19 protein-coding genes and 1 pseudogene are annotated in these 23744 nt (G+C 39.0%); 12 read left to right on the plus strand and 8 right to left on the minus strand.

The window, feature by feature from the left end; genetic code table 11:
• Positions 1 to 233 (plus strand): annotated as a pseudogene (locus I6F65_RS21850) (hypothetical protein); the annotation flags it as partial.
• Positions 234 to 493: 260 nt separating this feature from the next.
• Positions 494 to 982, plus strand: a complete 489-nt coding sequence (locus tag I6F65_RS16915) for a hypothetical protein (protein ID WP_197114065.1) — start codon at positions 494 to 496, stop codon at positions 980 to 982.
• Between the two features lie 65 nt (positions 983 to 1047).
• Here the strand turns inward: I6F65_RS16915 and mnmE are convergent, their stop codons facing one another.
• The 5 genes from mnmE to rpmH form a co-directional block, all read right to left on the minus strand.
• Positions 1048 to 2412 carry a tRNA uridine-5-carboxymethylaminomethyl(34) synthesis GTPase MnmE gene (gene mnmE, locus I6F65_RS16920; RefSeq protein WP_197114067.1) on the minus strand — a complete coding sequence of 455 codons (1365 nt, stop codon included), beginning with the start codon at positions 2410 to 2412 and terminating at the stop codon, positions 1048 to 1050.
• A gap of 135 nt (positions 2413 to 2547) precedes the next feature.
• Positions 2548 to 4185, minus strand: a complete 1638-nt coding sequence (gene yidC / locus I6F65_RS16925; RefSeq protein WP_197114069.1) for a membrane protein insertase YidC — start codon at positions 4183 to 4185, stop codon at positions 2548 to 2550.
• A gap of 8 nt (positions 4186 to 4193) precedes the next feature.
• Entirely contained in the window at positions 4194 to 4469 is a 276-nt protein-coding gene (gene yidD / locus I6F65_RS16930) for a membrane protein insertion efficiency factor YidD (RefSeq protein WP_024609857.1), read from the minus strand.
• A gap of 126 nt (positions 4470 to 4595) precedes the next feature.
• Positions 4596 to 5021, minus strand: coding sequence for a ribonuclease P protein component (gene rnpA, locus I6F65_RS16935; RefSeq protein ID WP_024609856.1), 426 nt, complete (start codon positions 5019 to 5021; stop codon positions 4596 to 4598).
• Positions 5022 to 5028: 7 nt separating this feature from the next.
• The gene (gene rpmH / locus I6F65_RS16940) at positions 5029 to 5163 is read right to left on the minus strand and encodes a 50S ribosomal protein L34 (RefSeq protein WP_004335215.1); all 135 of its coding nucleotides are present in this window, start codon (positions 5161 to 5163) and stop codon (positions 5029 to 5031) included.
• Between the two features lie 517 nt (positions 5164 to 5680).
• Here rpmH and dnaA point away from each other — a divergent pair.
• The 8 genes from dnaA to I6F65_RS16980 all read left to right on the plus strand — a co-directional run bounded on the left by dnaA (position 5681) and on the right by I6F65_RS16980 (position 16218).
• On the plus strand, positions 5681 to 7069 hold the full coding sequence (gene dnaA / locus I6F65_RS16945) for a chromosomal replication initiator protein DnaA (protein WP_197114071.1): 1389 nt from the start codon (positions 5681 to 5683) through the stop codon (positions 7067 to 7069).
• A 13-nt stretch (positions 7070 to 7082) separates the two neighbouring features.
• A complete protein-coding gene (gene dnaN / locus I6F65_RS16950) occupies positions 7083 to 8186 on the plus strand; it encodes a DNA polymerase III subunit beta (RefSeq protein WP_024609854.1) in 1104 nt (367 codons plus the stop codon).
• Positions 8187 to 8201: 15 nt separating this feature from the next.
• Positions 8202 to 9296: a DNA replication/repair protein RecF gene (gene recF, locus I6F65_RS16955; RefSeq protein WP_024609853.1), complete on the plus strand. Its 1095-nt coding sequence runs from the start codon at positions 8202 to 8204 to the stop codon at positions 9294 to 9296.
• A 12-nt stretch (positions 9297 to 9308) separates the two neighbouring features.
• Entirely contained in the window at positions 9309 to 11735 is a 2427-nt protein-coding gene (gene gyrB / locus I6F65_RS16960) for a DNA topoisomerase (ATP-hydrolyzing) subunit B (protein WP_166112449.1), read from the plus strand.
• A 142-nt stretch (positions 11736 to 11877) separates the two neighbouring features.
• On the plus strand, positions 11878 to 12780 hold the full coding sequence (gene glyQ / locus I6F65_RS16965) for a glycine--tRNA ligase subunit alpha (protein ID WP_024609610.1): 903 nt from the start codon (positions 11878 to 11880) through the stop codon (positions 12778 to 12780).
• A gap of 2 nt (positions 12781 to 12782) precedes the next feature.
• A complete protein-coding gene (gene glyS, locus I6F65_RS16970; protein WP_024609611.1) occupies positions 12783 to 14852 on the plus strand; it encodes a glycine--tRNA ligase subunit beta in 2070 nt (689 codons plus the stop codon).
• A gap of 74 nt (positions 14853 to 14926) precedes the next feature.
• Complete coding sequence (locus I6F65_RS16975) at positions 14927 to 15376, plus strand: hypothetical protein (RefSeq protein WP_166112452.1); 450 nt, start codon at positions 14927 to 14929, stop codon at positions 15374 to 15376.
• A 317-nt stretch (positions 15377 to 15693) separates the two neighbouring features.
• Positions 15694 to 16218: a transposase gene (locus I6F65_RS16980; RefSeq protein ID WP_197114073.1), complete on the plus strand. Its 525-nt coding sequence runs from the start codon at positions 15694 to 15696 to the stop codon at positions 16216 to 16218.
• A 62-nt stretch (positions 16219 to 16280) separates the two neighbouring features.
• On the opposite strand, the gene tusA is transcribed toward I6F65_RS16980, so the two are convergent.
• The 3 genes from tusA to fadB form a co-directional block, all read right to left on the minus strand.
• A complete protein-coding gene (gene tusA / locus I6F65_RS16985; protein WP_138584853.1) occupies positions 16281 to 16520 on the minus strand; it encodes a sulfurtransferase TusA in 240 nt (79 codons plus the stop codon).
• A 317-nt stretch (positions 16521 to 16837) separates the two neighbouring features.
• Entirely contained in the window at positions 16838 to 18007 is a 1170-nt protein-coding gene (gene fadA, locus I6F65_RS16990; RefSeq protein WP_007584192.1) for an acetyl-CoA C-acyltransferase FadA, read from the minus strand.
• Between the two features lie 4 nt (positions 18008 to 18011).
• The gene (gene fadB / locus I6F65_RS16995) at positions 18012 to 20171 is read right to left on the minus strand and encodes a fatty acid oxidation complex subunit alpha FadB (RefSeq protein WP_197114083.1); all 2160 of its coding nucleotides are present in this window, start codon (positions 20169 to 20171) and stop codon (positions 18012 to 18014) included.
• A gap of 193 nt (positions 20172 to 20364) precedes the next feature.
• Here fadB and I6F65_RS17000 point away from each other — a divergent pair, with 193 nt between their 5' ends.
• The gene (locus tag I6F65_RS17000; protein ID WP_197114092.1) at positions 20365 to 22251 is read left to right on the plus strand and encodes a transglycosylase SLT domain-containing protein; all 1887 of its coding nucleotides are present in this window, start codon (positions 20365 to 20367) and stop codon (positions 22249 to 22251) included.
• 115 nt (positions 22252 to 22366) lie between these two features.
• The gene (pepQ, locus tag I6F65_RS17005; RefSeq protein WP_024609616.1) at positions 22367 to 23689 is read left to right on the plus strand and encodes a Xaa-Pro dipeptidase; all 1323 of its coding nucleotides are present in this window, start codon (positions 22367 to 22369) and stop codon (positions 23687 to 23689) included.
• Positions 23690 to 23744 lie beyond the last annotated feature (55 nt).

Consider the following 23744-nt stretch of genomic DNA (forward strand, 5'->3'; position numbering starts at 1 on the left):
AATGAAAACACGAATGGATTACTACGCCAGTATTGGCCGAAGAGCACAGATTTTAAGGCGGTAACACCAGCGCAAGTATACCAGTAATTGAGCAACTTAATAATCGTCTGAGGAAGACACTTGGATTTGAAACGCCTGCAAAATTGATAGTTTGTTTACATTTAGATGTAATTTTGTTACAAATTAGTTTCGCTTATAGGTCCTTATTTATAATAAGAACTTTTAATGAATAAACTAAAAAAAATTGGCTCTATATTTTATCGCAGTATTACTAGAGTAATACTGCTTTTATTTATGAGGGTAAAATGAACTATAAAATACTATCTGGAATTGCTGTAATAGGCATCACTATTATCAGTCTTAATTATTTTAGTGAAAGTAATAAATTAGAAAATAGACCTACGCAACTGCCCTCCAATGAAGCCGCAGTAAATCTACCTGAATCTAGCCCTATTCGACCTGCGCTTTCTCACGAAAAGGAAGAGTTAAAAAAGTGGATTTACAAGCTATTGAAGACGTAGCACTAAATAATAGGGAAAGTTCAGATGAATTAGTAATTACCGCTGACTCCTTCTCTGAGCAATTTTTTGTTAAAGATAAAACGACTGATAAAGAAGTTTTGTCTAGATCGTCAGTAGATAATTTTTTTATAGACGATATTTCTAAGGCATTAACATATATGGAAAAAGTTGATTACTCAGAAGATAGCCAGCTTAGAAAAGATACTTTAGAGCAATTTATAATTGATGAATTAAAAGATGTGCAGATTTTTGATCAAAAGTCCGATTGTGCAGGCAAGGTATGCATAATCGAGATGACTTACTCAAGTAATAGCGATAATGAATCTATAAATAAGTTATCTAATTTTGCTAAAAATTATGCTTTTGAAAGTTTTAAAACTAATGAGAATGGCGATAATGTTCTAAAAGCAATTTACATAGCTACGGATGATCCTAGTCAGTTAAGCTTCGAGATCAATTGATTGCTATTTAGCCCATCTCTTTATTGAAAATATTTAAGATGGGCATAATTAGTAGTTGAGCTCTGTTATTTACCAATACAAAACGAGCTAAATATTTTGCCAAGTAAGTCGTCTGAGGTAAATTCACCGGTTATTTCATTTAAAAATTGCTGCGTTAAACGAAGTTCTTCAGCCAATATTTCACCAGCAATGTGCATTTCTAATTGTGTTTTACCTGTTTCTAAATGATACGCAGCACTCTCTAGTGCATCCAAATGACGACGGCGCGCCATAAAGCCACCCTCTGTTGCGCCTTGAAAGCCTATACAGGCTTTTAAATGCTCGCGTACAAGTTCAATACCGTCAGCATTTTTAGCACTTAAGCTGATAACCGGGTATTGTTGTTCTTGCTCCATGCCCACTATATCACCCGATAAATCGGCTTTATTTCTGATGACAGTAACGCCCATACCTTCTGGTAATTTTGCCATAAATTCAGGCCAAATTTTGTGTGGGTCTGTATCTACAGTGTCCGTGCCATCAAGCATAAATAAAACGCGGTCGGCTTGGTTTATTTCATCCCATGCACGCTCAATACCTATTTGCTCTACTCTGTCTGGGCTTTCACGTAAACCTGCTGTATCTATAATATGCAGTGGCATACCATCTATATGTATATGCTCTCGTAGTACGTCGCGAGTGGTACCGGCTATTTCTGTTACGATTGCGGCTTCACGACCGGCTAGAGCGTTAAGTAGGCTTGATTTACCCGCATTAGGGCGACCGGCAATAACAACACGCATACCTTCGCGCATAATGCTGCCTTGTTTGGCTTTGTTGGTTACAGTATTAAGTTGATTGATAATCGCATCTAAGTCGCCAGATACTTTACCATCTGATAAAAAATCAATTTCTTCATCAGGAAAATCAATGGCCGCTTCTACGTACATGCGCAGATGAATCACTTTTTCTACGAGTGTCTCTATGTGCTTAGAAAATTCACCTTGTAGAGACTGTAGGGCGCTTCTAGCGGCTTGCTCGCTGGTAGCATTAATTAAATCGGCGATGGCTTCAGCTTGAGTTAAATCAAGCTTGTCGTTCATAAATGCGCGTTCAGAAAACTCACCAGGCTTTGCTAAACGAACGCCGTCTATTTTACTAATTTCTTTAAGTAACATATCCAGTACTACCGGACCGCCGTGACCTTGTAATTCAAGTACATCTTCGCCAGTAAATGAATTTGGACCTGCAAAGTAAATGGCAATACCTTGATCAAGCTGCTCGCCAGCAAGGCTTTTAAATGGCACATAATCGGCATAGCGAACTTTAGGTATTTTACCTACTACTTTTTCAGCGACACTTTTAGCTAGGCTACCTGAAACGCGAATAATACCAACACCACCACGTCCGGGGGCAGTTGCTTGTGCTGCAATTGTATCTTGATTTATCATGCTATTAATTTGCCAACGATAAGTAACTTTATGGCGGTATTGTAACCTATGGATTTATTTGTAGCGAATAGCTGTGGTGAAAAACAAGCAATAAAAAAGGCGACCGAAGTCGCCTTTATATAAGTAGGAGCTTAGTTAGCCTCTTACTTTAATTCCTTTCTTTTCCATGCCACGGTAGATGATTAACATCTGGACAATAGAAATAAGGTTAGACACTAACCAGTAAAGAACTAAACCAGATGGGAACCATAAGAAGAATACAGAGAAGATAACCGGCATAAAGGTCATCATTTTTTGCTGCATTGGATCAGTAACCGTCATAGGTTGTAGTTTTTGAGTCACAAACATACTCGCACCAAATAAGATTGGTAATACGTAGTACGGGTCTTGTGCAGAAAGGTCATTTAACCAAAAAATAAATTCAGCATGGCGAAGTTCTGTCGATTCTAAGAATACATAGAACAAGGCTAAGAAAATTGGCATTTGTAGCAAAATAGGGAAGCAACCACCCATAGGGTTAACTTTTTCTTTTTTGTACATTTCCATAGTTGCTTGGCCGAACTTTTGACGGTCATCACCAAACTTTTCTTTAAGAGCTGCCATTTTAGGCTGTAGGGCACGCATTTTAGCCATTGAGGTGTATTGCGCTTTTGTAAGTGGATACATTAACGATTTTACGATAATAGTGATGGCAATAATTGCTACACCCCAATTACCTAAAATGCTGTGTAGCCATTTTAGCAATACAAATAAAGGTTGCGAAATAAACCATAACCAACCGTAATCTACAGTTAAGTCTAGGTCTGGATGAATAGCTTCAAGAATATCAGACTCTTTTGGACCCATATAGTAAATAGCAGTTAGTGTTTGCTCACTACCAGCTTGAATATTTACAGCGGGATCTTTAGCTCCAATAATAGCGGCATTACTTTTTGTAATTAAGCTATAAAGTGTATTTGATTGATCCTGCATTGGAACCCAAGCACTTACAAAGTAATGCTGTATAAATGCAACATAACCACCTTGAGTACTCTTGTTTAAGTTTTTATCAGCCATATCAGAAAAACTATACTTTTCGTATGGTTCTTCGTCAGTACCGTATGCAGCGCCTAAATAGTTTTGATCAACCATGCTGCCTTTTTCTTGTACAGTACGCTTAATTTGCGTGTATAGCTGTACTTGAAGTGGTGCGCTGGTGGTGTTGTTAACTTTGTATTCTAAGCCAACATCATATTGACCTTTTTTGAATACATATGTTTTTGTAAAGTTAACACCGTTGCTATCAGTAAACTGAAGCGGAACGCGAAGCTCATCACCCGTTAAGGTATATGACTTTTGTTCTGTTTTGTAAGTAGGGCGACCGTTAGCTGATGCATCAGGACCATTTAAACCAATTAAGCCACTTTGTGAAAAGTATTGCTTACTACCATCAATTTCACCAAGAAGCATATAAGGTGTATCACTACCTTTAGTATCTTCGTATTGAAGTAAGTCTGTTTCAACAATGTCACCGCCTTTGGTGTCAATTTTAACTTTAAAAACGTCAGTTGTAATTTCTATAACTGAACGCTTAGCTATAGTTGCTGAAGCGGGTAAATCAGAATCTGACGATGAAGGAATATAATCATCCGACTCTGGTGAATTTGCTTGTAGTGTTTGTGTTGTGGCACTTGGATCGACTTTAGGCTTGTTGTAATCATTATCCCATTCTTGGAATAATAAAAACGACACTAGCATTAGGCCAATTAATAAAAACGTGCGTTGCGATTCCATAACAGCTCTTATTTCTCGTGTTGGTGGTTAATATGGGTTAATTTTTCAGGGACGGGGTCATTTCCACCTGAATGTAAAGGATGGCATTTTAATATGCGTTTTAAAGCTAACCAACTACCTTTTATAAATCCATGCAAATTAATTGCTTGAATTGCATAATGTGAGCAGCTTGGATTAAAACGACAATGCGGACCTAACAGCGGGCTAATCCACTTTTGATAACCGCGGATAAATAACACTAAACAAAACCTCGGTAAAGCAACAAGTGGTTTAAGTAACCTCATGATGTTTATGCCCCTACTTAAGTTTAGTGAGATAGATATCATGTATTTAAAGACTCAATTAGAAATTTTAAATGCATGATTAAAAGGTGAGCTAAAGATACATTAATTAACCCTGCAATTCTATTGCTATTGGGTTTGTTTATTGGATTTAGCTGATTTGTTTGGGCGTTTCTTAAAAGGTGGCGGTTTAGGAGCGCCTGGCTTACAGCGTTCGTTAATTTTTCGCCATAACTTAGTAAGTTGCTTGGTTAATTCTTCATTAGACTGATCATCGATACCATTTTTTACCATAAGCACAATATCGATATTATCTATATTGTGTTGATTTAAACGAAAACTTTCGCGAGCAAGACGTTTAATACGGTTTCGTTGGCATGCCTTTTTTACACGTTTTTTAGCAACAGTAAGACCTAACCTAGGTTTATCTTGGTCATTTGGTTTAGCTAATAGAGTAAAGAAAGGAGTTGCAGCCCGAGCGGGTTCATTAAATATACGAGAGTAATGCGAGGGAGTTAACAGACGTAACTCCCTGCCAAAGCTAAAGTCTTCCACTTATATATTAAGCAGAAAGAACTTTGCGGCCTTTAGCGCGGCGACGTGCTAATACTTTACGGCCATTTACAGTTGCCATGCGAGCACGGAAGCCGTGTGCACGTTTGCGTTTTAAAACGCTAGGTTGAAAAGTTCTTTTCATAACAATCTCATCCGATCGGTTAAAGTTAAAACATCCTACGCAGGTCGCGATCCTGGCATAGGTGCCATTGCGAGCGCGAGATATTATAGATGAAACACATTAAAGTCAATCATAATTACACTACACACTTAGTGTTTATTATATAGTTAATGTAGATCATAAAGGATGATCCTCTAGGATCATCATTAATAAAGAGTTTTCCACAGCCCTTGTATAAAAAGTGAATAAAAGCAGGGGAAAAGTAAAATGGATCGTAAATTTGGTTCGCGATCTTAGTCTGTTTTTGTTATGATCTGTCATCAAGCTTTTAAATAAAAGCTGTTTTAAATCAGTCTGTTAATATATTTATACATCGATATCAACAATTTAATAAAAATCAATCTTTTACTTGTGGATAAAGTATCTTCATAATACTCGGCCTTGGGTCGCTTATTAGACCATTTTAACGCAATAAATGGATGATTTTTAATCATTAATGATGTGCGGGAATAAAAATTATATCTCTGGGAGTTTAACTGTGTATCTGTCGGTTTGGCAAAGTTGTTTATATGTATTGCAAGATGAATTGCCTTCGCAGCAGTTCAGTATGTGGGTAAGACCACTTCAAGCAGAAAGTACCGAAGATACCTTGACGATTTACGCACCTAATCGCTTTGTGCTTGATTGGGTGAGAGAAAAGTATTTAAATAGAATTAACGAACTTTTAGTCGAAATTTGTGGTGTTGAAGCCCCTGTGTTACGTTTTGATGTGGGCAGTAAGCCCTTGGTTAATGCCCAAGTTGCACCTGCTATTGATGCACAATCTACACCTAGTGCGCAAACGTCAGCAAAACAGCAATTACGTCAACCAAAACCAGTTGTTGAACCTGCGCCTAAATCAAATTACAAATCTAATATAAAAGAAAACTATACTTTTGATAGCTTTGTAGAAGGTAAGTCAAACCAATTAGCTAAAGCTGCTGCTACACAAATAGCTGACAATCCTGGTTCGGCTTTTAACCCTGTCTTTATATATGGTGGAACTGGTTTAGGTAAAACTCACTTATTACATGCAGTAGGCAACGGTATATTGGCTAACAAGCCAGATGCTAAAATTGTTTATATGCACTCTGAGCGCTTTGTGCAAGATATGGTAAAAGCACTACAAAATAACGCAATTGAAGAATTTAAGCGTTATTACAGAAGTGTTGATGCATTGATGATCGATGACATCCAATTTTTTGCTAATAAAGAACGCTCACAAGAAGAGTTTTTTCATACCTTTAATGCATTACTTGAAGGTAACCAACAAATTATTTTAACTTCTGACCGTTATCCAAAAGAGATTGAAGGGGTTGAAGATCGCCTTAAATCACGATTCGGTTGGGGTTTAACAATTGCGATTGAGCCGCCAGAGCTTGAAACACGCGTTGCAATTTTGATGAAAAAAGCCCAGCAAAGTAAAATTAATTTACCGCATGAAGTTGCTTTTTTTATTGCCAAAAAATTACGCTCAAACGTACGTGAATTAGAAGGTGCACTTAATCGTGTGATTGCTAATGCTAATTTTACGGGTCGTCCAATTTCTATTGATTTTGTAAAAGAAGCACTACGCGATTTACTTGCCTTGCAGGATAAACTAGTTACCATAGATAACATTCAGCGTACGGTTGCTGAGTATTACCGAATTCGTATATCAGATCTCTTATCAAAGCGTCGCAGTCGCTCTATAGCAAGACCTCGTCAAGTAGCTATGGCATTGTCTAAAGAGCTAACTAATCACAGCTTACCTGAGATTGGTGATGCGTTTGGAGGTCGAGACCATACCACTGTATTACATGCGTGTCGTAAAATTAAATCACTACGTGATGAGAGCCACGAAATAAAAGAAGATTACCAAAACTTAATAAGAACATTGTCATCTTAGGGCTGACTTTATTATGCAAATAACAATATCAAGACAACAATTTTTAAAGCCATTGGTGCAAGTGTCAGGTGCTATTGAGCGCAAACATACATTGCCAATTTTATCTAACGTATTGTTAGTGGTAGAAAACGGACAACTTTCAATGACAGGGACCGACCTTGAAATTGAACTCGTTTCTGGCGTATTTGTAGGTGATAATGTTGCCGATACAAAACTAACGTTACCCGCTAAAAAATTACTCGATATTTGTAAAAGTCTACCAGACGGTTCAGACCTTACTTTGAGCTTACAAGAACATCAATTACTTTTAACCAGTGGTAAAAGTCGTTTTTCTTTAACAACTTTATCAGCTGATGATTTTCCTAATTTAGAAGAATGGGATGGAGAGGTTGAATTCCAACTTACCCGCTTAGAGTTACGTAAATTACTCGAAAGCACTCATTTTTCAATGGCAAATCAGGATGTTCGTTACTACTTAAACGGCATGTCGTTTGAAGTAGATAATACTGATATTAAAACAGTTGCTACTGATGGGCATCGTTTAGCTATTGCGCAAAAGCAATTAACACAATCGCTTAATACGCAGCGCCAGCTAATTATTCCGCGTAAAGGTGTGCAAGAAATTATGCGCCTTATGGTCGCAGACGATGAACTAGTTACAATTCAGTTTGGTGCTAACCATATTCGTATTATCGATCTCGAATTTACGTTTACTAGTAAATTGGTAGATGGACGATTTCCTGATTATCGTCGAGTATTACCCCGTGGTGGCGATAAGGTAATTACGGCTAACCGCGAATGGTTACGTAATGCGTTTCAACGTGTGTCTATTTTATCTAACGAAAAGTTTCGTGGTGTTCGTCTAAATTTATCAAACGGTTTATTAAAAATTACAGCCAATAACCCAGAGCAAGAACAAGCTGAAGAGGTTGTTGAAGTAAGTTACGAAGGCGCTGACCTAGAAATAGGTTTTAACGTATCTTATGTACTTGATGTATTAAATACATTAAAAACCGAAGATGTACTATTTACATTAGCTGATTCAAACAGCAGTGCACTAATTGAAGGTGCGGGTGATGAAGAAGCAATGTATGTTGTTATGCCTATGCGTTTATAAGACTATAAATACACAATGAGCTTAAGTCATTTGAGCCTCAAATATTTTCGTAATATTGAGGCATTGACGCTAGAACCAGTAAATGGCGTTAACATAATTTATGGTGAAAACGGCAGTGGTAAAACTAGCCTTTTAGAAGCTATTTATTTCCTTTCTCACGGCAAATCTTTTAGAACACCAAAACATAAAAGTATCATACAGCATCAGCAAGAGCAGTTTGTTATACATGGCAGAAAAGCACTACATGACTTATCTATTCCTATTGGTATAAGTAAAACCCAAACGGGTGAAACTAATTTAAAAATACAGGGTAAGGCAAGCCGTAAAATATCAGAACTCGCTCAACTCATGCCGGTCCAAATTATTACACCAGAGAGTTATTCATTGTTTTTTGGTGGACCAAAAGAACGTAGAAAGTTTTTAGATTTAGGTTTGTTCCACGTGGAACATGAGTTTTTTTTCTTGTGGCAATCGTTTAATAAAGTGTTAAAACAACGCAACGCATTATTAAAAACTAAGCCTAAGAATTATTTTGACCAAATTAGGTTTTGGGACAAAGAATTTGTTAGACTAGCTGAACAAATAAATAAATTAAGAATGGCGTATATAAGTAGGTTTAAGCAGCAGTTTTTTGATAAAATGTGTGCAGAATTAACGCTTATACGCGATTTAGAAATGACCTTTAATGCAGGTTGGAAAGAGAGTGAATCTCTTGCTGATGCATTAGAGCAAAACTTTGAGCGAGATGCTCGCCAAGGGTTTACAAGTAAAGGTCCACATAAGGCCGATTTTAGTTTTAGTGTTTTTGGCAACAGCGTAGAGAATACATTTTCACGCGGTCAATTAAAGCTTTTGCTTTATGCGTTAAAAGTAACGCAGAATAGCTTAATTGAGTCAGAAACAGATAAGCAATCAATATTGCTAATAGATGATCTACCTTCAGAGTTAGGCGAAGATACAAAAGAGAAAGTGGGTCAATTACTTGCTCACTGCAGTTCTCAAATTTTTATCTCTTCAATTTTGTCTGAAAGTATTTCTGCTGTGGTGGAACCCATGCAGCGAGAACTACAAATGTTCCACGTGAAACATGGCAACCTAATAACAAGATAAGTGGGATTAACCATGTCTGAGAATTATGACTCGTCGAGTATTAAAGTACTTAAAGGATTAGACGCAGTAAGAAAGCGTCCTGGAATGTATATTGGGGACACCGATGATGGCACAGGCTTACACCATATGGTGTTTGAGGTAGTTGATAACTCTATCGATGAAGCTTTAGCTGGTTATTGTGATGATATCTATGTAACTATTCACTTAGATGGTTCTGTCTCGGTAAGAGATAACGGTCGTGGTATCCCAACTTCTATCCATGAAGAAGAAGGCGTATCAGCAGCCGAAGTTATTATGACGGTACTTCATGCCGGTGGTAAATTTGATGACAACTCTTACAAAGTATCTGGTGGCTTACACGGTGTTGGTGTTTCGGTAGTAAATGCACTTTCTGAAAAGTTAAAACTAACAGTTCGCCGTGAAGGTAAACTTCATGAGCAATTTTATACAATGGGTGTTCCTGACGCTCCATTAGCTGTGATTGGTGACTCTGAAACAACAGGTACCGAATTACGTTTTTGGCCAAGTGATCAAACATTTACAAACTTAGATTTCCATTACGAAATTTTAGCTAAACGTTTACGTGAGCTTTCATTCCTAAACTCTGGCGTGAGCATCATATTAAATGATGAACGTGAAGAAAATAAATCGGATCACTTTAAATACGAAGGCGGAATACAAGCTTTCGTTGAGTACTTAAACCGTAATAAAACACCTATTCATAAAGGTGTATTCCACTTTACTCATGAACGTGAAGAAGATGGTATTAGTGTAGAAGTATCAATGCAGTGGAATGATGCATACCAAGAAAATATTTACTGTTTTACAAATAATATTCCACAACGTGATGGTGGTACTCACTTAGCCGGTTTTAGATCTGCGCTAACACGTACACTTAATAACTATATGGAAAAAGAAGGCTTTAACAAAAAAGCTAAAACAACCAGCAACGCCACCGGTGATGATGCTCGTGAAGGTTTGACTGCTGTTGTTAGTGTTAAAGTTCCAGATCCTAAGTTTTCATCACAAACAAAAGACAAGCTAGTTTCAAGTGAAGTTAAATCTGCAGTTGAACAAGCAATGGCTGAAAAATTCACTGAGTTTTTATTAGAAAACCCAAGTGATGCAAAAATTGTTGTTGGTAAGATCATTGATGCCTCACGTGCACGTGAAGCAGCGCGTAAAGCCCGCGAAATGACACGTCGTAAAGGCGCAATGGACTTAGCAGGTTTACCTGGTAAGTTAGCTGATTGCCAAGAAAAAGATCCTGCACAATCTGAACTATACATAGTGGAAGGAGACTCTGCTGGCGGATCAGCCAAGCAGGGACGTAACCGTAAAAACCAAGCAATACTTCCGCTTAAAGGTAAAATATTAAACGTAGAAAAAGCACGTTTTGATAAAATGTTATCTTCGCAAGAGGTAGCAACGCTAATTACGGCATTAGGTTGTGGTATTGGGCGTGACGAATATAATCCTGAAAAACTACGCTATCATCGTATCATCATCATGACCGATGCGGACGTGGATGGTTCTCATATTCGTACATTACTACTAACGTTCTTCTATCGCCAAATGCCTGAAATTGTTGAGCGTGGATATATTTATATTGCTCAACCACCACTTTATAAAGTGAAAAAGGGTAAACAAGAGCGCTATATTAAAGATGACCCAGCGCTTGTTGAATACCTAACATCGCTTGCACTTAATAATGCAGCATTGTACACAAGTACTGATGCGTCAGCTGTTGAAGGTGAAGCGTTAGAGAAAATAGTACACGATTACCAAAACACAGTTAAAGTAATCGAGCGTTTAAAACGTAAATACCCTAATACGGTAATGGAGCGTTTAATTTACCAAAGCGAGCTGAAAAAAGAAGACCTTTCAGATGAAGCTAAAGTAATTGCTTGGACTAAAGAATTAGTAGATGACTTAGTTGCTCGTGATGAAGATGCGACTATTTTTAAAGCTGAAACACAGCATGATACAGAGCGTAACTTATACTACCCAGTTGTGAATATCCGTCAGCACGGTGTAGATAAATCACATGTACTTAGTTATGACTTTATTGCATCACGTGATTACCAACGTATTGCTGCAACTGGTGTTAACATTGCAAATATCATTACTGAAGGCGCTTATATTCAACGTGGAGAGAAAACACTTCCTGTTGATAACTTTGTGGATGCTTTAGAATGGTTGATCGCTGAGTCTAAACGTGGTCTATATATTCAACGTTATAAAGGACTGGGTGAAATGAACCCAAGCCAGCTTTGGGAAACGACAATGGATCCGGATGCACGTCGTATGTTACAAGTAACGATTGAAGATGCTGTAGGCGCGGATCAATTATTTGCGACCTTAATGGGGGATCAAGTAGAGCCTCGTCGTGAGTTTATTGAAACTAACGCATTACGTGTAGTTAACCTAGACGTTTAAAAAGTAATACTTAGATCAGAAAAGGAGCCTAATGGCTCCTTTTTTATTTTCTTCAATTACACAAACTGCTTAAAACCTGAGTGTGCACAAGGTATACTAAGGGTAATTTTCACGCTACTTCTCAGATAGTAAAAAGCCAAATATGCAAAAATATGACGTAAAAACCTTTCAAGGTTTGATCCTGGCTTTACAGGATTATTGGGCACAGCAAGGCTGTGTCATTATTCAACCACTTGATATGGAAGTGGGCGCAGGGACATTTCACCCGCAAACATTTTTAAAGTCTATTGGTCCAGAGCCAATGGCGAGTGCATACGTGCAACCGTGTCGTCGTCCTACCGATGGTCGCTACGGTGAAAATCCAAATCGCTTACAACACTATTACCAATTTCAGGTAGTTTTAAAGCCATCGCCAGATAACATCCAAGAGCTTTATTTAGGCTCTTTAGCGGCTATGGGTATCGATACACTAACTCACGAAGTTCGCTTTGTAGAAGACAACTGGGAATCACCTACGTTAGGTGCGTGGGGCTTAGGTTGGGAAATTTGGTTAAACGGCATGGAAATAACGCAGTTTACCTACTTTCAACAAGTTGGCGGTATAGAGTGTTCACCAGTAACGGGTGAGATTACTTACGGCCTAGAACGTTTAGCAATGTACATTCAGGGCGTAGATAGTATTTACGACTTAGTATGGGCAGACGGTCCACTAGGGCGCGTAACATACGGCGACGTGTTCCATCAAAATGAAGTAGAGCAATCTACTTATAACTTTGAACACGCAAACGTAGATGATTTATTTGCTCAGTTTGATAAATGTGAAGCAGAGAGCCAAAAGTTAATTGAAGCAAACTTACCACTACCGGCTTACGAGCAAGTAATGAAAGCATCGCATGCATTTAACTTGCTAGACGCGCGCCACGCAATATCGGTAACCGAACGCCAACGTTATATTTTACGCGTTCGTGCGTTATCAAAAGCGTGTGCACAAAGTTACTATGACAAACGCGAAGCGCTTGGTTTCCCGCTGTGTAAGGATAAGTAAGCATGTCAGCACAAAATTTATTAGTAGAAATTGGCACCGAAGAGTTGCCTCCAAAAGCACTGCGTAAGTTAGCAGAAGCCTTTGCTGCAAACCTAACTGCAGAGCTAGAAACACTAGAGTTAGCGCATCAAGGCGTAAGCTGGTATGCATCGCCTCGTCGTTTAGGTTTACAAGTAAAAGCGCTTGAAGCTAAGCAACAAGACAAAGAAGTTGAAAAACGCGGTCCAGCAACTAAAGCAGCATTTGACGGTGACGGTAACCCAACAAAAGCAGCAATGGGTTGGGCACGTGGTTGTGGTATTGAAGTGAAAGATGCACAAACACTCGAAACTGACAAAGGCGCATGGTTATTGCACATTGCTAAAGTAGCAGGGCAAGAAACCAAAGCGTTAATGACAGGTGCAATTACTAAAGCGCTAGCTAAATTGCCAATACCTAAACCAATGCGTTGGGGCGCGAATAAAACACAATTTATTCGACCAGTGCATACGGTAACTATTTTGTTTGGTGACGAATTACTTGAAGGCGAAATTCTTGGTAAGCAAATAACTAACCAGCTTCAAGGTCATCGTTTTCATCACCCAGAAAAAATTAGCATTAACCATGCAGATGACGTTTTTGACGTACTTAAATCTGCTTACGTTATTGCTGATTACGAACAACGTAAAGCACAAATTCGTACGCAAATAGAAGACGCTGCAAAAGCAGTTAACGCTGTTGTTGCTATGGATGAAGATTTACTAGAAGAAGTAACATCACTTGTAGAGTGGCCAGTTACTTTAACGGCAACATTTGAAGAAGCATTTTTAGATGTACCAGCCGAAGCGTTAATTTACACCATGAAAGACGATCAAAAATACTTTCCGTTATTAGATCAAAACGGCAAACTTTTAAATAAGTTTTTGTTTGTATCTAACATCGAGAGTAAAGATCCAAGTGTGGTTATTTCTGGTAACGAAAAAGTAGTGCGCCCGCGTTTAGCCGATGCACAATTTTTCTTTGAGACCGATAAAAAGAAAACATTAGAAAGCCGACTAGAGTCACTTGATAGCGTATTGTTCCAAAAGCAACTTGGTACGCTTAAAGATAAGTCTGAGCGTATTAGTGAACTTGCGGGTTACATTGCTGAGCAATTAGGTGCTGATAAAGTGTTAGCGCAGCGTGCAGGCTTGTTAAGTAAAACAGACTTAATGACTGAAATGGTAATGGAATTTACCGATGTGCAAGGTGTAATGGGAATGCATTACGCTCGCCACGATGGTGAAGCCGAAGATGTAGCCGTAGCGCAAAACGAGCAGTACATGCCACGCTTTTCAGGCGACAACTTACCTACAAACTTAATTAGCTGCGCAGTAGCGATTGCTGATAAGTTTGACACGCTGGTGGGTATTTTTGGTATAGGTCAAGCACCTAAAGGTGACAAAGACCCATTTGCTCTTCGTCGTGCTGCCATTGGTGCACTTCGTATCATGGTAGAAAAAGAGCTGCCACTTGATATTTTAGACCTAGTAGCTAAATCACAAACATTGTTTGGCGACAAGCTAACTAACTTAAATGTATCAACTGACGTATTTGAATTTATGCTAGGGCGCTTTCGTGCTTGGTATCAAGACGAAGGAATTGAAGTAGACGTAATTCAAGCTGTGCTTGCACGTCGTCCGACTAAACCTGTTGATTTTGATCGCCGCGTTAAAGCCGTGAGTCACTTCCGCACATTAGACGCAGCAGAAGCGCTTGCAGCAGCTAATAAGCGTGTAGGCAATATTCTGGCTAAAAACGACATCACCAGCCAAGGTAATGTTGATGAGAGCTTATTAAGCGACGACGCTGAAAAAGTACTTGCATCACAAGTAGCAAAATTTGCGACTGACCTTGCACCACTTTACGCAGATGGAAACTACCAAGAAGCATTAAGTCAATTGGCGGGTATTCGTGAAAGTGTTGATAACTTTTTTGACAACGTAATGGTTATGGCCGACGATGAAGCTGTTAAGCAAAATCGTCTTGCGCTTTTAAGCCAGCTAAGCGGATTGTTTTTAGGTATTGCAGATATTTCTGTTTTACAAAAATAACACCGATTAGTAATTTTAAAAGCCAGCGTTTTGCTGGCTTTTTAGTTTTCACTGTATGCAAAGGACACCATTTGATGATCTCAATGAAACGAATTTTAACTTTAGCAATTGCCGGTTTACTTACAGCATGTACTAGCCAAATTTCGATTAACGATGTATTGCCACAACAAGAACTCGATCGCACAATTTACCTACGTGGCGATTTTACACTGTGGGATGCAGAGCCTCAGTATCAGTTCTCATCAGTTGGTCCTGCGCTTTATCAAGCACAAGTTAAATTTTCTAGCCCTGGTAAAGTATATGAATTTAAAATAGCGGATGCCGATTTTAGCGAGGGTTACAACTGTGGTTACAGCGACGCGCAACCAGCAGGGCAAAAACTAACACTCGGCCAGCCAGCTATCGCAGACTGTAATACTATTTATAACTACTTTAGTTATACGCCAGCAATAAAAGGCACGTACATAGTAAGCATTGATTACAGCGACTACGACAGACCACAAGTGACGATAACGAAGAAGTGATAGCGGTAATTTTAAAGCTGCCCGAGTGAATTAATGGATTTGTGACAAGGACGTTGTAGTGTTTATTCAGCATTAACACCAAGGGGATTTCGTAGGTTGGGTAGAGTGAAGCGAAACCCAACATGTGTGGCGAATAAAACTATTTTGGTGGTTATTAAATACGTTGGGTTTCGTAAAACTCAACCCAGCCTACGCCAGAAACAAGCTTTATAAGTATGCAACAATAACGTGGATAAGTTTGACTTAAACTTGCCTTGATTATAATTAACAAAACTAATCTATACTCTTATTTATCTGTTTGTTTTATAGGTAAAAATATGCGTTATAAACGTATGTTAGAGGCGGGCGCATGTTATTTTTTTACGGTAAATTTAGAAGATAGAACTCAGCATTTGCTCGTGGAAAATATAGATTTATTACGTCGCGTATATTCAAAGGTGGCAAAAAAGCATCCAATAAAGACGATTGCAATCGTTATCATGCCCGATCACCTTCATGTTATTTGGCAATTACCAAAAGGCGATAATAATTACGCAATGCGTTGGCGGCTTATAAAATCAGGCTTTTCTCGAGAGCTTCCAGCAACAGAATTTTGTAATAAAAGTCGAATAGCGAAGGGAGAGCGCGGGATTTGGCAGCGTCGTTATTGGGAGCATAAAATTAGAGATGAAGAAGACTTAAATAACCATATTAATTATATCCACTACAACCCTGTAAAACATAAATATGTTTCTAAAGTCAGTAATTGGTCTTTTTCGAGTTTTCATCGATATGTCAAAGATTCAAAATTACCGAGTAACTGGGGGAGTGATAATAAGTTAAACGATATATACGATGATTGAAATTATTTCGATTATTATAAGATACGTTGGGTTTCGTAAAACTCAACCCAACCTATATCAGTTTATAAACCTTTCTTTACCACATACCTATACGGTGCTTCTGCTGCATCTTTAGCCACCAGCGTGTGATCCATAAACGTACAAAAGCTCGGGATGTCGCGAGTGGTTGATGGGTCATCTGCAGTTATTAATAACGTTTCACCATCACTCATTTTACGAATAGCAGCACGTACCATCATTACTGGCTCTGGACAGCGAAGGCCTATGGCATCTAATTGGTGATCGGGATTATCAAAGCTCATAATAAATTGACCTGTTTAATTAAAGTGATTGCTGCGTACGCGAGTGCTTAGGTATAGCAATTAATAAGTTTGGTAGTTTAGCGCAATTTTGAGCGTAATTTAACTATTTTACTTACCTCAATATGTTCATTTTATTTGAAACTTTATTACTGCAAAATACGTTATTTAATAATACGCCCGATCACATAATTCCGTAGTACTACATACTGGTTTTATAACGGATAATTTTTGCTAAATTGAAGCTAATAAAAAAGGCGAACTGAATAAAATCAGTTCGCCTTTTTAATCACCAAGATGGTTTTACATGTTTAAACTAATTAGTCTTGAACACGTTCAAATACAGTTGCAATGCCTTGGCCTAAACCAATACACATAGTTGCTAAACCGTATCGTACATTTTTGTCTTCCATCAAGTGAATAAGCGATGTGCTAATACGCGAACCCGAACAACCCAGAGGGTGACCAAGTGCGATTGCGCCGCCATTTAAATTCACTTTTTCGTCAACAACATCCATTAACCCTAAATCTTTCATTACAGGTAATGATTGTGCTGCAAAGGCTTCGTTAAGTTCTACTACGCCTAGGTCATCAATTGTAATACCGGCTTGAGCAAGTGCTTTTTTACTTGCTGGTACTGGGCCGTAACCCATAATTGATGGATCGCAACCAGCGACTGCCATTGCTTTGATGCGCGCACGAATTGGTAAGCCAAGTTCTTTTGCTTTTTCTTCGCTCATTACTAACATTGCAGATGCGCCGTCAGAAAGTGCAGAAGACGTACCGGCTGTTACCGTGCCCGATGCAGGATTAAATACAGGGCGAAGCTTTGATAGGCCTTCTACTGTTGTTTCTGGGCGAATTACTTCGTCGTCTTCAACTAAGATAAGCGAACCATCTGCTGCGTGACCTTCCATTGCTAAAATTTCGCGACGGAAACGGCCTTCAACAGTTGCAGCTTGTGCACGTTGATGTGAGCGATAAGCAAATTCATCTTGTTGCTCACGACTAATGCCATGAAGCGTAGCAAGGTATTCTGCTGTTAAACCCATTGAGCCCGATGCTTGTGCAATCGTTGTTGCAAGGCCTGGATGAAAGTCGTTACCGTGAGTCATAGGTACGTGACCCATGTGCTCAACACCACCAATTAGGTAAGTGTCGCCAGCGCCTGTCATTATTGCGCGTGCTGCGTCATGCAATGCTTGCATAGACGAGCCACATAAACGGTTAACCGTTACAGCTGGTACGCTGTGTGGAATACCGGCAAGTAATGCTGCGTTACGTGCTACGTTAAAACCTTGCTCTAATGTTTGCTGTACACAACCCCAATAAATATCGTCAATTGATGCTGGATCAACTGCTGGGTTGCGATCAAGTAAGCCTTTCATTAAATGTGCGCTTAAGTCTTCAGCACGTTTATGTTTGAATACACCACTTTTAGAGCGACCCATTGGTGTGCGGATACAATCTACAATTACTGGATTATTCATGATATTAACCTTCCACCTTATAGAAAACACGACCTTCTTCGGCCCACTTGCGAGTTTGCTCAGATACTTGGTAAATCGCACCTAGGTGAGCGTATTTGTCTGCTGCTGCAACAAAGTTAGCTAAACCAGTTTGATCTAAGTAACGGAACGCGCCGCCTCTAAATGGAGGGAAACCAACACCGTAAACTAATGCCATATCTGCTTCTTGCGCAGAGGCAACAATGCCTTCTTGCAAACACAGTAGCACTTCGTTGATCATTGGAATCATACAACGGTCGATGATTTCTTGTTTATCAAATTCTTTTGGTGCGTCTGTAATTGGGCTTAGTAGCTCAACTGCTGTCTCGTCATGAGACTTTTTAAGACGACCGCGACGATCTGTTTCGTATTTGTAAAAACCGGCTTTGTTCTTTTGACCAAAACGTTTTTCGTTGGCAAAAATAGTTACTGGGTCTTTATCAGCACGCGCCATACGTTCAGGAAAACCGTCGGCCATTACGCCAGTACAATGGAACGCTGTATCAATACCTACAACATCAAGTAGGTAAGCCGGACCCATAGGCCAGCCAAATACGTTTTCCATTACTTTATCTACTTTTGCAAAGTTAGCGCCTTCAACCACTAATTTGCTAAAACCTGCAAAGTAAGGGAATAAAACACGGTTTACAAAGAAGCCTGGGCAATCATTAACAACAATTGGCGATTTACCTAATTTAAGTGCGTAATCGACTACTGTGTTAATTGTTTTATCTGACGTTTTAGCACCACGGATAATTTCTACTAATGGCATTTTTGGCACTGGATTGAAAAAGTGCATACCACAAAAGTTTTCTGGTTTATCGAGTGCTTCTGCTAATAAATCAATACAAATAGTTGATGTGTTTGAAGTAAGTACAGTGCCTTCTGGCATGTTCTTTTCAAGATCAGCGAGTACTGCTTGCTTAACTTTAGGGTTTTCTACAACGGCTTCAACAATAATGTTGGCACTTTGTAGGTCTGACGCGTTAAGTGTTGGTTTAATTTTGCTAAGAGTGGCAAGCATTTTTTCCATTGGCATGTGGCCACGCTTAACTTTTGCACCTAATAACTTAGAGGCTTCACCCATACCTAAATCAAGCGCATCTTGTTGGATGTCTTTCATTATAATAGGTGTGCCTTTATAAGCTGACTGGTATGCAATACCACCGCCCATAATACCAGCACCTAATACAGCGGCTTGTTTAATTTCTACATCGCTTTGTTTAGCAAATTTACGTGCTTTACCTTTAATGTATTGATCAGCTAGGAATATACCTGTTTGTGCAGCTGCTTCTGGTGTACGTGCTAATTTAGCAAAGTTAGCGTTTTCGATTGCCATTGCTTCATCGCGAGTACAGTTTGCCGCTGCTTTAATAGTACGTACTGCCATAACCGGTGCAGGATAGTGGCCTTTGGTTTTACCCATTACCATACCTTCTGCCATAGCAAAGCTCATGCCTTGCTCAACACGGTTTAATTTAAGTGGCTGTAGTTTTACGTTGCGTTTTGCTTGCCAATCTAGCTTGCCTGCAATTGCTAGCTCAAGTGTTGATACACTTGACTCTAAAAGTTTGTCAGCACTAACTACCGCGTCAAACGCACCTACTTTAAGGGCATCTGCAGCGCGATTTTCTGCGCCTGAGGTAATCCACATCATTGCGTTATCGGCGCCAATGATACGTGGTAAGCGCACTGTGCCACCAAAACCAGGCATTATGCCAAGCTTAACTTCTGGTAAGCCCATTTTAGCTGTTTCGCTTGCTACGCGATAATCGGTAGCAAGTGCCCACTCACAACCACCGCCAAGTGCCATACCGTTTATGGCGCTTAGAGTTGGGAATGGTAAGTCTTCGATTGCATCAAAAACATCAGTTGCGTTTTTGATCCACACTACTAATTCTTCTTCAGGTTTAGTAAATGTAGGTAAAAATTCGAAGATATCTGCACCAATAATAAAGTGGTCTTTATCGCTGGTAAAAATCATGCCTTTGATATCAGTATTGGCGGCTAATTCTTTTAATGCTGCTGCGCAATCTGAAAGAGTTTTTTGAGATAATGTGTTTACAGAACCTGCAACACAAAACTTAAACTCGGCGATGTTTTCCTTTATGAAACTAACTTCAAAGGAATCGCTTTTATATAACATTATTATTCTCCCTAGTTGACGAACTAAGACTGGTACGATGAGTTTGCATTTCAATCAGTGTGCTTGCTTTAAATTAAAAATGCAACGAAAAAATTAACTCGGTTACAATCGGCTGTTTAAAATATAGCTGGTTTGGTGCTAAGGTGGTTGAAAAGTTTTTACTCATCGCTTTAATTTTTTATTAAAGGACATTATGAAAAAATATTTATTAAACGTTGTGGCAGCTGCATTTATATTTCCTCTTTATTCTGCCGAGGCGGCTATCGACAACGACGCATTTTTAGATGCTGAAAAAAAAGTGCGATACGGTGACTATCAAGACTTTAAAGAAGCAGTGAGCGGGCTTGAGCATCCATTAAAACCTTATGTTGAAAAAACATACTGGCAACGTAATCCCGATATTAAGTATCAGGCAGAGATAGAAGATTATTTAACGGTTTATCAGCATACACCACTCGAGTGGCCTGTGCGTAAAGCTTGGCTACAGTATTTAGAAAAAACAAATAAAAAAGCAGCCTATATTCGCAATTACCGCGAAACGTCTAATGCTGAGCTAACATGTACTTATTTAGACTTTCAATTAGATTTAGGCGCGCCTGAAAAAGCAATATTTAATCAGGTAACGGATTTGTGGGCTGTAGGTAAATCGCAACCAGAAGAGTGCGATGCTATTTTTTCATTGTGGCGTAAAAAAGGTTACATGAAAGAAGATACTGTGTGGAAACGCATAACCTTAGCCGCTGAAGGCGGTACACAAAGTTTATTACCATATTTAAAAACATTATTGCCAAAGAATGAAGGTTACTTAGCTGATTTATATTTAAAGGTTCGTAAAGACCCAAGCGCATCGGCTGGTTTGTATCGATATAAAAATAAGTCTGCTAAAGAAGGTCAAATAGCTATTTATGGTGTTAAACGCTTAGTGTGGCGCGATAAAGAGCTTGCATTAAAAGCGTGGGAAAAGTTAGAAAAAATATTTAAATATAGCGATGAAGATAAAGCAGACGTTTATTACACATTTGCATTATCGCTTGCCTCTAGCGGACATAAACAAGCAGGCTTTTGGTTAAACAAAGTACCTAAAGAGCGGTTAGACAGCAAGCTCATACAGTGGCAGTTAGGCAATATGCTTAAAACCCAAGATTGGGAAGGTATTGCTGCGTTTTTTACGGACAAAGATAATCTTAGTCTTGGTCAGCAATATTGGTTAGCTTATAGCTATGCAAAACGTGGTGAGCAACAAAAAGCAGATGAAATTTGGAAAGTAGTCGCTGCTAATCGTGATTATTACGGCTTTTTAGCTGCCGCACGCTTAGGGCTTCCGGTTGATTTAAATAATAAGCCTTTAATAGTTGATCAAGCGCTCGTAGATAAAGTAAGTAATGCCCCAGGCTTTAAGCGTGCAAAAGCACTTTATGAGATGGAGCGCTTTACTTCAGCGCGTCGAGAATGGAATTATTTAACTAATACATCGAGTGCTGATGAAAAATTAGCTGCATCAACAATCTCTACAGATTTAGGTTGGCACGACAGCACTATTTTTACGTTAGCAAAAATTAAAGCATGGGATTATGTAGAGCTTCGTTTTCCGTTTGCGTTTAAAGACTTATTTGAGCGTTACAGCAAGCGCAGTAAAATAGATGTTGCATGGAGCATCGCAATTGCTCGAAGAGAAAGCTCATTTGCACCAGATGTACGTTCGCATGCTAATGCCCGTGGTTTAATGCAGTTATTACCAAGTACAGCGGAGTATGTAAATAAAGGAAGTGTAACTAGTAGCCGTTTGTATGAGCCCAAAACCAACATAAGATTAGGTACTAGTTATTTACAGTATTTAAAAAAGAAAAACCACGGTAACGAAGTGCTGGCTACTGCATCATATAATGCAGGCTATCATAGGGTAAAACGTTGGTTACCAGATGAAGCTATACCAGCTGAATTGTGGGTAGAGCTTATTCCTTATCGTGAAACTCGCGATTACGTAAAAAATGTTTTTGCGTATAGACAGGTCTATCACACTAGAATGGGTAGAGAAGGAAATATACTAGCACCGCTACTGGAAATGAAAATGGGCGGTTAGTAAACATCAGTTTAAAGTAGGGGGATATCTAATGCGTTTAGATATCCCCTTTTTTGAGCGCTTAGCATATAAGTGGTAGACTCAGATCAAGTTAAATTTAACAGATGGATTAACAATGGATAAATTAGCCGTTTTATACGCCGAACATATTGCAACACTGCAACAGCGTACTCGTACAATTTGTAGTAGCGAAGGGTTAGAAGGATTAGTTATTCACTCAGGCCAAGCTAAGCGCCAGTTTTTAGATGATATGTATTATCCATTTAAAGTTAATCCACAGTTTAAAGCGTGGTTACCGGTTATTGATAATCCTCATTGCTGGATTGTGGTAAATGGTAGCGACAAACCAAAACTAATATTTTATCGACCAGTTGATTTTTGGCATAAAGTGCCAGACGAGCCTCGTGACTTTTGGGCCGAGTACTTTGATATAGAGCTATTACTTCAGCCTGATCAAGTTGAAAAATTATTACCATACGACAAAGCTAAATACGCTTATATGGGGGAGTACATTGAAGTAGCGCAAGCACTTGGCTTTAGTATTATGAACCCTGAGCCTGTACTTAACTATTTTCATTACCACCGCGCTTATAAAACGCAGTACGAACTTGAATGTTTACGCAACGCTAACCGTATTGCAGTAGATGGGCATAAAGCCGCACGTGACACATTTTTTAATGGTGGTAGCGAGTTCGATATTCAGCAAGCGTACTTAATGGCAACACGTCAAAGTGAAAATGAAATGCCGTATGGCAATATAGTTGCACTTAACGAAAACTGCGCTATTTTGCATTACACGCACTTTGATCCAAAAGCGCCACACACTCATAACTCATTTTTAATTGATGCCGGTGCAAACTTTAATGGTTATGCTGCTGATATTACACGTACTTACGATTTTAAAAAGCAGGGTGAGTTTGCTGAACTTGTACAAGCGATGACGGTTCAACAAATCGAACTAGGTAAAGGTTTAAAGCCGGGTATGCTTTATGGTGATTTACACGTTGAATGCCATAACCGTATCGCACAAATACTGAGTGACTTCAAAATTGTTAACTTACCCGCTGAGGAAATTGTTGAGCGTAAAATTACCTCTACTTTCTTCCCACATGGGCTAGGGCATCATCTTGGTTTACAAGTACACGATATGGGCGGTTTTATGAGTGACGAAAAGGGCACACATCAACCATCACCTGAAGGTCATCCATTTTTGCGTTGTACTCGCTTGATTGAAAAAAACCAAGTATTTACTATTGAGCCAGGTTTATATTTTATTGATTCACTACTTAACGATTTAGCGCAAACCGATAATAAGCAATTTATTAATTGGGAAAAGGTTGAGTCATTTAAACCATTTGGCGGTATTCGTATTGAAGACAACATTATTGTTCACGAAGATAGCTTAGAGAATATGACGCGTAATTTAGCGCTCGATTAATTTCTATAAAGACGTGTTAGCGAATAAACGTTAAAATATGCATATGAACGGGGCC

The sequence above is a fragment of the Pseudoalteromonas sp. SWXJZ94C genome (genome assembly GCF_015864385.1).
Taxonomy (GTDB): domain Bacteria; phylum Pseudomonadota; class Gammaproteobacteria; order Enterobacterales; family Alteromonadaceae; genus Pseudoalteromonas.

Bases quoted from the DNA above. Each gene is read 5' to 3' on its own strand.
- mnmE (WP_197114067.1), bottom strand. From the start codon at position 2,412: ATGATAAATCAAGATACAATTGCAGCACAAGCAACTGCCCCCGGACGT.
- yidC (WP_197114069.1), bottom strand. From the start codon at position 4,185: ATGGAATCGCAACGCACGTTTTTATTAATTGGCCTAATGCTAGTGTCG.
- yidD (WP_024609857.1), bottom strand. From the start codon at position 4,469: ATGAGGTTACTTAAACCACTTGTTGCTTTACCGAGGTTTTGTTTAGTG.
- rpmH (WP_004335215.1), bottom strand. From the start codon at position 5,163: ATGAAAAGAACTTTTCAACCTAGCGTTTTAAAACGCAAACGTGCACAC.
- dnaN (WP_024609854.1), top strand. From the start codon at position 7,083: ATGCAAATAACAATATCAAGACAACAATTTTTAAAGCCATTGGTGCAA.
- recF (WP_024609853.1), top strand. From the start codon at position 8,202: ATGAGCTTAAGTCATTTGAGCCTCAAATATTTTCGTAATATTGAGGCA.
- gyrB (WP_166112449.1), top strand. From the start codon at position 9,309: ATGTCTGAGAATTATGACTCGTCGAGTATTAAAGTACTTAAAGGATTA.
- glyQ (WP_024609610.1), top strand. From the start codon at position 11,878: ATGCAAAAATATGACGTAAAAACCTTTCAAGGTTTGATCCTGGCTTTA.
- glyS (WP_024609611.1), top strand. From the start codon at position 12,783: ATGTCAGCACAAAATTTATTAGTAGAAATTGGCACCGAAGAGTTGCCT.
- I6F65_RS16975 (WP_166112452.1), top strand. From the start codon at position 14,927: ATGATCTCAATGAAACGAATTTTAACTTTAGCAATTGCCGGTTTACTT.
- I6F65_RS16980 (WP_197114073.1), top strand. From the start codon at position 15,694: ATGCGTTATAAACGTATGTTAGAGGCGGGCGCATGTTATTTTTTTACG.
- tusA (WP_138584853.1), bottom strand. From the start codon at position 16,520: ATGAGCTTTGATAATCCCGATCACCAATTAGATGCCATAGGCCTTCGC.
- fadA (WP_007584192.1), bottom strand. From the start codon at position 18,007: ATGAATAATCCAGTAATTGTAGATTGTATCCGCACACCAATGGGTCGC.
- fadB (WP_197114083.1), bottom strand. From the start codon at position 20,171: ATGTTATATAAAAGCGATTCCTTTGAAGTTAGTTTCATAAAGGAAAAC.
- I6F65_RS17000 (WP_197114092.1), top strand. From the start codon at position 20,365: ATGAAAAAATATTTATTAAACGTTGTGGCAGCTGCATTTATATTTCCT.
- pepQ (WP_024609616.1), top strand. From the start codon at position 22,367: ATGGATAAATTAGCCGTTTTATACGCCGAACATATTGCAACACTGCAA.